The following is a 7,040-nucleotide window of genomic DNA, read 5'->3' on the forward strand; positions in this document are numbered from 1 at the left end:
GGAGCCCGGACGATCGGTGCCGCGTGTGGACGCGGGGGGATGCCGGCCGCCGCTGGCGGAACGGGAAACGGGTTCAGACGAAGACCTGGGTGATCCATTCGGCGACCATCGCCGGCTTGTCGGAGCCTTCGATCTCGACCGTGGTCTCGGTCGTATACTGATATTGGCCGGGGCGCTTTTCTTCAAATTCGGTGATTTTCGAGCGGCCTCGCACGCGCGAGTTCGATGGCACAGGGGCAAGGAAGCGCACTTTGTTGCCGCCATAGTTGACGCCCATCTTCACCCCGTCGAGGCGGGGCGCATCGGGGGTCTTCATCGCCAGCTGCGGCAGCAGCGACAGCGTGAGGAAGCCGTGCGCGATGGTGGTGCCGAACGGCGTCATCTTCGCGCGTTCGGGATCGATATGAATAAACTGATGGTCGCCCGTGGCGTCAGCGAATTTGTCGATCATGTCCTGGGTGACGTCGACCCACTCGGACACGCTTTCCTTGCCGATGGCGGCTTTCATCTCGTCTGCGGTCACGGCCTCTTCCCTCGCTGAACGGACGCGCCTCCTTAGAGCGGGGGCACGGCGCGCCGCAAGAGTGGTGCGGACCGAAAATTTGAAGCCGGCGGTTTCCGTAGGGTCAGCGCGCCGAACCCGATGTTCTAAACGCGAAAGGGCGTGCCGAAACACGCCCTTTCCGATTCGCCGCCGATACCGGCCTCAGCGGCACTTCACCTTGCCGCGATCGACCGAACGACCGAGCAATGCACCGCCCGCGCCACCCGCCAATGTACCGAGCAGGCCGCCGCCGACGACATTGCCCAGCACCGCGCCGCCGACGCCGCCGATCACCGCGCCGGTGGTGCCATCGCTGCGGCGGCAATAGGTGCGCCCGTCCTTCCCGCGATACACGCGGTCGTCACGGCTCAGCCGGCGCTCGCGATACTTGCCGTCGCGATAGCTGTCGGCAGGGTTCCAGTTGGGGTCGTCATCGCGCCAGCGATAATCGCCGTCATCACGCTGCGCCTGGGCGGGCGCGACGGTGAGCGGCGTGGCGATCGTGGCGAGCATCAGCACCGGCAGGATGGCGTTCTTCATGGCAGCAACTCCTTAGCGGTGACGTAACGTCGCGGTGGCGTCAGGGGTTCAACTTAATTTGCCGGCGTGCTCGCCGAATGATCCGCATAGGGCATCACCAGCGTACCGTCGGGCGCGGCGGTATAGGTGGTCTGCGTCGGATACGGGATACTGATACCCTCCTCCGCGAAGCGCCGCACGATCGCGACCAGCAGGCGGTTGCGGGTCGCATGCGCGGTGCTCCAATCGTCGCCCGGCGTATCGACCAGCAGCGCGAAATCGAGGCTGGAGGCGCCGAAGCTCTCGAAGCCGGCACGGGCGACCGTCGCCCCCTCCGCCTCGACCATTTCGGTGAGCATCTCCGGGATCCGCGCCAGCGTGTCGGGCGGCGTCTCATAAGCGACGCCGATCGTGTACGCGACGCGAATGTGATTGCGCAGCGTGGTGTTCTGGATTTCCTTGTCGAGCAAATTGCGGTTGGAGATGATCCGCAATTCCCCGGTGAAGGCCCGGATCCGTGTGGATTTCAGCCCGATCGCCTCGATCACGCCGCTGGTATTGTCATAACTGATCTTGTCGCCGCGCCGGAACGGCCGGTCGAAGATGATCGCCAGCGCCGCGAACAGATCGCCGAAGATGCCCTGCGCCGCCAGGCCGATCGCGATGCCGCCCACGCCCAAGCCGGCGACCAGCCCGGTTACGTTGACCCCGAGATTGTCCAGCACCACCACCAGCGCGATCGCGAACACCGCGAAGCTGACGAGCAGGCGGATCAGCCCCATCGCGCTGACCAGTGCCTCGCCATTGTAATGGTCGGAGCGGGTGCGATGTTCGATCGCGCCCAGGATCAGCTCGCGCGCCCAGATCGCTGCCTGGAACACTGCCGCGACGGTGAACAGGAAGGTCGCGGTCTTGGCCACCTCCGGCGGGGTGGCGGCATAGCCGCTTACCAGCTTCGCCGAGAGCATGATGATGAAGAAGGCGTTGGTTCGCTCGATCGCGCGACCCACTACCGCGGCCCAGCCCTTGCCCGTCTCGCTCCGTCGTGCCAGCCGGGGGCCGAGCCCGCGTAGCCAGAACAGCAGCAGCGCGATCGCCACCCCTGCGCCAACCGCGATCAATATCTCCAGCCAGCGTTGCTGGAGCCAGGTGATGCTGGAATTGAACAGCGACGAAAGCTGATCGCCGACGCGATCCGCGTCGATCGCCGCGCCCTCCCGGGCTGCGGCGGCGTTGCTGGTGCTCATGTCAGGCGGCCTTTCGCTCGCAGGCGCCGGCGCGTTCGAGGAAATCGATCAGGCCGCGCTCGACGCGGGTAAGATAACGGGTCGATCGCGGCAGCCGCAGCGACTGGCGAAGCGCCGCCTGCGCCGCTTTGTCCTTGGCCAGATCAATCAGTGCCGGATGCACATAGGATTTCCGCGCAATCGCGGGCGTATTGCCGAGCCGTTCGACGACGGGCTCCAACATCGTCTTCAGGCCGATCGGGGCGGGCGCCTCGATCAGCGCCTCGAACGCCGCGACGCTGGCGCCCCAGGTGCGGAAATGCTTGGCGGTGAAGCTGCTGCCCGTCGCTTCGCGAATATAGGCGTTGACGTCGGACGAGGTCACCGCGTGCGGGGTGCCATCATCGCCGACATACTGAAAAAGCTTCTGACCGGGCAGATCCTGGCATCGCTTGACGAAACGGGCGAGGCTGCCGTCCGAAATGCGCAACCGTCGCTGACGACCTGATTTGGCGCGATATTCCAGGGTCAGCGTCGACCCGCGGATATCGGCATGGCGATCGCGCAGCGTGGTCAGACCGAAACTTTTGTTCGCCTTCGCATAGCTTTCGTTGCCGATCCTTAGCGACGCGACGTCGAGCAGCTTCACGATCGCGGCGACCGTGCGTTCCTTGCTGTGCCGCCGCTGCGCCAGATCGCGTTCGACCCGGGCGCGGACATGCGCCAAGGCATTGCCGAACGGGGCGCACAGATCATATTTCGCTGCATCCCGCTGGGCGCGAAAATCGACGTGGTAGCGATATTGCTTGCGGCCCTTTTCATCCCAGCCGACCGCCTGGATATGGCCGTTGGCGTCGGGGCAGAACCAGGCATCGACATAGGCGGGGGGCAGGCCGATCGCGTTGAGCCGGTCCATATCCGCGCGATCGGTGATGCGCTTGCCGGCGGCATCGTAATAGGCCCAGGCGCCGTGGCGCGTGCGTTTGCGCGTGATTCCGGGTGCGTCATCCTCACAATAGACGATCGTCTGCGACACGATATCCTTCCGTGATCGGTGCTGAACCTGTCTCGGGAAATGCGCGGGCCATCGCTTCGTTCCGGAACGAGCCAGCCGCACCGGGGGTTCTGCGGGCGCCCCTAAACCACATTAATGGAGTTTCCGGATGGCTGACCTGTCGCAAGCGCGGGTGCTGATGATTGCTGCCGACGGTTTCGAGACGGTGGAATTGTTCGAACCGCGAAAGGCGTTGGAAGAGGCGGGCGTTCAGGTAACGCTGGCATCGATCAAGACCGACCCGATCCAGGGTATGAAGGGGGACATCAATCAGGCGGAAACCGCCACGCCTGACCTGACGCTCGATCAGGTCGAGGTGGAGGACTATGATGCGCTCGTGCTGCCGGGTGGCGTCGCCAATCCCGACAAGCTGCGCATCGAGGATCGCGCGGTGGAAATTGTCCAGCAGTTCATGGACGAGGACAAGATCGTCGCCGCTATCTGTCATGCGCCATGGTTGCTGGCCGAGGCGGACGTGATCGACGGTCGTCGGCTGACGGGCTTCATCTCGATCCGCACCGATCTGGAGAATGCCGGCGGCGAGGTGGTCGATGAAGAGGTCGTGATCGACGACAATCTGATCACCAGCCGCAAGCCCGACGACATTCCGGCGTTCAACAAGGCGATCCTCGCCGCGCTGACCGAGGAACTGGCGGAGGCCTGACGATCGCCTGCCGTCACCCCGGGACGCGACCGGGGTGGCGGTGCCCGCGTCGACGCGCCGTTCCCGATCCGGGACCGACGCGATCGTCGCGGCAGCTCGCGGCTTGTGGCACAGCGGCACCTCATCACCGGAGGTTTCCGATGCGCCGTCTCGCCGCCCTGATCCTGTCGCTCGCCGCCGGCGCCGCCGTCGCGCAGCCGCCCGCCCCCCGGTTCCGGGTCGGCGATCGCGGCTTCGCCAGCCTGCAGGAGGCGGTCGCGGCGATCGGGGCGGGCGAGGGTACGATCCATATCGCGCCGGGCACGTATCGCGAATGCGCGGTGCAGGACGCCGGGCGCGTCGCCTATGTCGCTGATACGCCAGGCAAGACCGTCTTCACCCGCGTGACGTGCGAGGACAAGGCGGCGTTGGTGCTGCGCGGGCAGGCGGCGCGCGTCGACGGTATCGTCTTTTCGCATTTCGAGGTCGGCGACGGCAATGGCGCCGGGATTCGCATCGAAACCGGCAACCTGACGGTGACGCGCTCGATGTTCCTCGACAGCCAGTCGGGCATTTTGTCGGCGGAGGATCCCTCATCCACCATCAGCGTCGATCACTCCACCTTCGCCGGGCTGGGCAACGATCCCACCGGCAATGGCGCGCATGCGATCTACGTCGGCAATTATGGCGCGCTGCGCGTCACCGCCTGCCGGTTCGAGCGTGGCACGGGCGGGCATTACGTGAAGAGCCGTGCGCCGCGGATCGAGGTGGCCGGCAACAGCTTCGACGATACGCGCGGGCATATGACCAATTACATGATCGACCTGTCGAACGGCGCGCGCGGCCGGATCACGGACAATATGTTCGTGATGGGGAAGGACAAGGACAATCACTCGGTGATGATCTCGGTCGCGCCCGAGGGAGCACGCAACGATTCGACCGGCCTGGTGATCGAACGCAATCGCGCTACGTTGGCGCCCGGCGTGTCGTGGCGCCCGGTGTTCGTCGGCAACTGGTCGGGCGAGACGGTGGTGCTGCGCGACAATGCGCTGGGGGAGGGGATCACTCCCACCGCGCGCAAATGGTGAGCGGCCGACGGTTCAGGCCGTGACTGCCCGTATCCCCCGCCGCACGGTCCGCCCCGCCGCCAAGGCCTCGCGCCGCCGCCGCGTCGCATAGCTGTCCAGCCCCGTCTGCGCGCCGAGCAGAAGATACAGGAACGACTGGAAGGCGATCCCCACGAACGCCCCGCCGAGCAGATAGATCAGATGCGCATGCTGCAACGCGCCCGCCAGCCGGCCGACCCATGCCATGTCGTCCGCCGGATCGCGATAGCGCCGCCGCAACACCTCCATCCGCCATATGCCGATCGCCTGCAGCAGCAGCCATAGCGCCAGTCCGGGATAGCCCTGTTCGCCCAGCATCTCGAAATAGCTGGAGTGATAGGCGCGGCTCTTGTCGACGGTCAGGTCGCGCTTCATCGTCGTGGCGGCGCCGCTGCCCTGCACCGCGACGGTATCGTAGCGGATGCGGTTCTGGATATAGGCGTTGAAACCGCCGCCGAACGGATGCGCCTTGGCATAATCCCATGTCCACCGCCACACCGCCAGCCGGGTCGAGGCGCTTTCATCGGCCTGATAGGTCTTGATCGTGCCCATCCGCTCGCTGAACGACGAGGGCAGCAGCGGCATCGCGATCAGCCCCGCCGCGACCAGCGCGCCGAGATACAGCATACGCCGCTTCACCGTTCGCAGGGACAGGATCGCCAGCAGCGCGATGCACAGCAATCCGGTGCGCGCCGATGTGCCCACCGGCATCAGCAGGCAGGCGAAGCATAGCGCATAGGCGAAGGTCTTCATCCGCCAGTCGGGGGTGAACAGCGTGCCGTCGCGCACCAGCCACAGGATGATCGGGATCAACGCGATCGCCACGGTGGAAATGATGCTGCTCTCGTACAGCCCGGAATTGTTGTCGACCATCAGGTTCAGTTCGCCATAGCCGCCGCCCGAGGCGAGCGTCTTGATCCCGCCGACGATGATGATCGTCGCGGCCGACAGCGTCACGAACACCAGCAGCGCCTCGATCCTCAGCCGTGTGCGCAGCGTCAGCGGCAGGAAGGCGGCGAAGGCGAGGTTCTTCCAAACCCATTGCCATTTGTCGGCGGCCTCGACCGGGAAATCCGCGGTTTGCGTCGTTCCCCAGCAATAGAGCAGCAGGATCAGGATCAGCGCCTGTCGTACCGTGAAGCGCGAATCACGCTTGTCGTCCGCCAGCAGCCATCCGCCGACCGCGAGCGCCACCGCGATCAGCGAGATCGGCACGCTGTTGAGCAGATAATAGGTCAGCCGTTGCGGCGAGACGATGTCGATATAGACATAGGAGCAGATGAACAGGAACGGCCGCCGCAGCCCCAGTCCCCATAGCCCCAGCAGGAAGGCGATGAAGGCAAGGTCACGCACGTGGGCGGCGTCCGCGCGGCGATGTGCCGTCCCTGGCGCCGGGCTCGCGATCGAGCGACGGCGCGCGCAACAGCCGCCACGCCGCCAGCAGCATCAGCGCGTGGCAGATCCCCAGAGAGAAATTGTCGATCATGCCGCGTGCATCCTGTTGCCCGTGTAGCGGCCCCGCGGTTGACGCGGCGTTAAGTGCGATCGAGGCATGAGTGGACGTCATGCGGATCCTGCATATCCTCGATCACGGCCTGCCGCTGCAAAGCGGCTATACCTTTCGGACGCGCGCGATCGTGACCGCGCAGATCGCGGCGGGCGATCATGTCGCGGCGGTCACGGGGCCGCGTTATCATGCCGGTGCGCCGGCGTGCGAGACGGTCGACGGGATCGATTTCTTTCGCACCGCGCCGATCCGCGGGGGCGGGATCGCCGCCGAGATCCTCTCCTTCGCCCGCCGTATCGACGCGGCGGTGGCGGATTTCCGGCCGGACGTGCTGCACGCGCATTCGCCGGTGATCGGCGCGCTGGCGGCGCTTTTGGTGGCGCGCCGCCGTCGCCTGCCGCTGGTGTATGAAATCCGGGCTTTCTGGGAGGATGCGTCGGT

The 7,040-nt window shown here is 65.7% G+C and carries 9 protein-coding genes; 3 read left to right on the forward strand and 6 right to left on the reverse strand.

Annotated features, from left to right (window positions below; genetic code table 11):
- Positions 1-73 precede the first annotated feature (73 nt).
- The 4 genes from ACFDSW_RS13960 to ACFDSW_RS13975 all read right to left on the reverse strand — a co-directional run bounded on the left by ACFDSW_RS13960 (position 74) and on the right by ACFDSW_RS13975 (position 3,325).
- Positions 74-508 (reverse strand): MaoC family dehydratase, encoded by a 435-nt coding sequence (locus tag ACFDSW_RS13960; RefSeq protein WP_375250895.1) that lies wholly within the window; start codon positions 506-508, stop codon positions 74-76.
- A 198-nt stretch (positions 509-706) separates the two neighbouring features.
- Positions 707-1,084 (reverse strand): glycine zipper 2TM domain-containing protein, encoded by a 378-nt coding sequence (locus tag ACFDSW_RS13965; RefSeq protein ID WP_375250887.1) that lies wholly within the window; start codon positions 1,082-1,084, stop codon positions 707-709.
- Between the two features lie 53 nt (positions 1,085-1,137).
- Positions 1,138-2,310: a mechanosensitive ion channel family protein gene (locus ACFDSW_RS13970; protein WP_375250888.1), complete on the reverse strand. Its 1,173-nt coding sequence runs from the start codon at positions 2,308-2,310 to the stop codon at positions 1,138-1,140.
- A gap of 1 nt (position 2,311) precedes the next feature.
- Complete coding sequence (locus ACFDSW_RS13975) at positions 2,312-3,325, reverse strand: DNA topoisomerase IB (RefSeq protein ID WP_375250889.1); 1,014 nt, start codon at positions 3,323-3,325, stop codon at positions 2,312-2,314.
- Positions 3,326-3,452: 127 nt separating this feature from the next.
- On the opposite strand from ACFDSW_RS13975, the gene ACFDSW_RS13980 reads away from it, so the two are divergent.
- On the forward strand, positions 3,453-4,007 hold the full coding sequence (locus tag ACFDSW_RS13980) for a type 1 glutamine amidotransferase domain-containing protein (protein WP_375250890.1): 555 nt from the start codon (positions 3,453-3,455) through the stop codon (positions 4,005-4,007).
- A 140-nt stretch (positions 4,008-4,147) separates the two neighbouring features.
- Complete coding sequence (locus ACFDSW_RS13985) at positions 4,148-5,074, forward strand: right-handed parallel beta-helix repeat-containing protein (protein ID WP_375250891.1); 927 nt, start codon at positions 4,148-4,150, stop codon at positions 5,072-5,074.
- A 12-nt stretch (positions 5,075-5,086) separates the two neighbouring features.
- On the opposite strand, the gene ACFDSW_RS13990 is transcribed toward ACFDSW_RS13985, so the two are convergent.
- Together ACFDSW_RS13990 and ACFDSW_RS13995 are read right to left on the reverse strand one after the other, a co-directional pair.
- Positions 5,087-6,445: a putative O-glycosylation ligase, exosortase A system-associated gene (locus ACFDSW_RS13990; RefSeq protein ID WP_375250892.1), complete on the reverse strand. Its 1,359-nt coding sequence runs from the start codon at positions 6,443-6,445 to the stop codon at positions 5,087-5,089.
- A complete protein-coding gene (locus ACFDSW_RS13995; protein ID WP_375250893.1) occupies positions 6,438-6,659 on the reverse strand; it encodes a hypothetical protein in 222 nt (73 codons plus the stop codon). Before ACFDSW_RS13995 ends, ACFDSW_RS13990 begins: the two co-directional genes overlap by 8 nt.
- Between ACFDSW_RS13995 and ACFDSW_RS14000 the strand changes: the two genes are divergently transcribed.
- On the forward strand, positions 6,658-7,040 hold a 383-nt coding region (locus ACFDSW_RS14000; RefSeq protein ID WP_375250894.1), incomplete at its 3' end, for a glycosyltransferase. The genes ACFDSW_RS13995 and ACFDSW_RS14000 overlap by 2 nt on opposite strands.

The sequence above is a fragment of the Sphingomonas sp. genome, assembly GCF_042091075.1.
Classification (GTDB): Bacteria; Pseudomonadota; Alphaproteobacteria; order Sphingomonadales; family Sphingomonadaceae; genus Sphingomonas.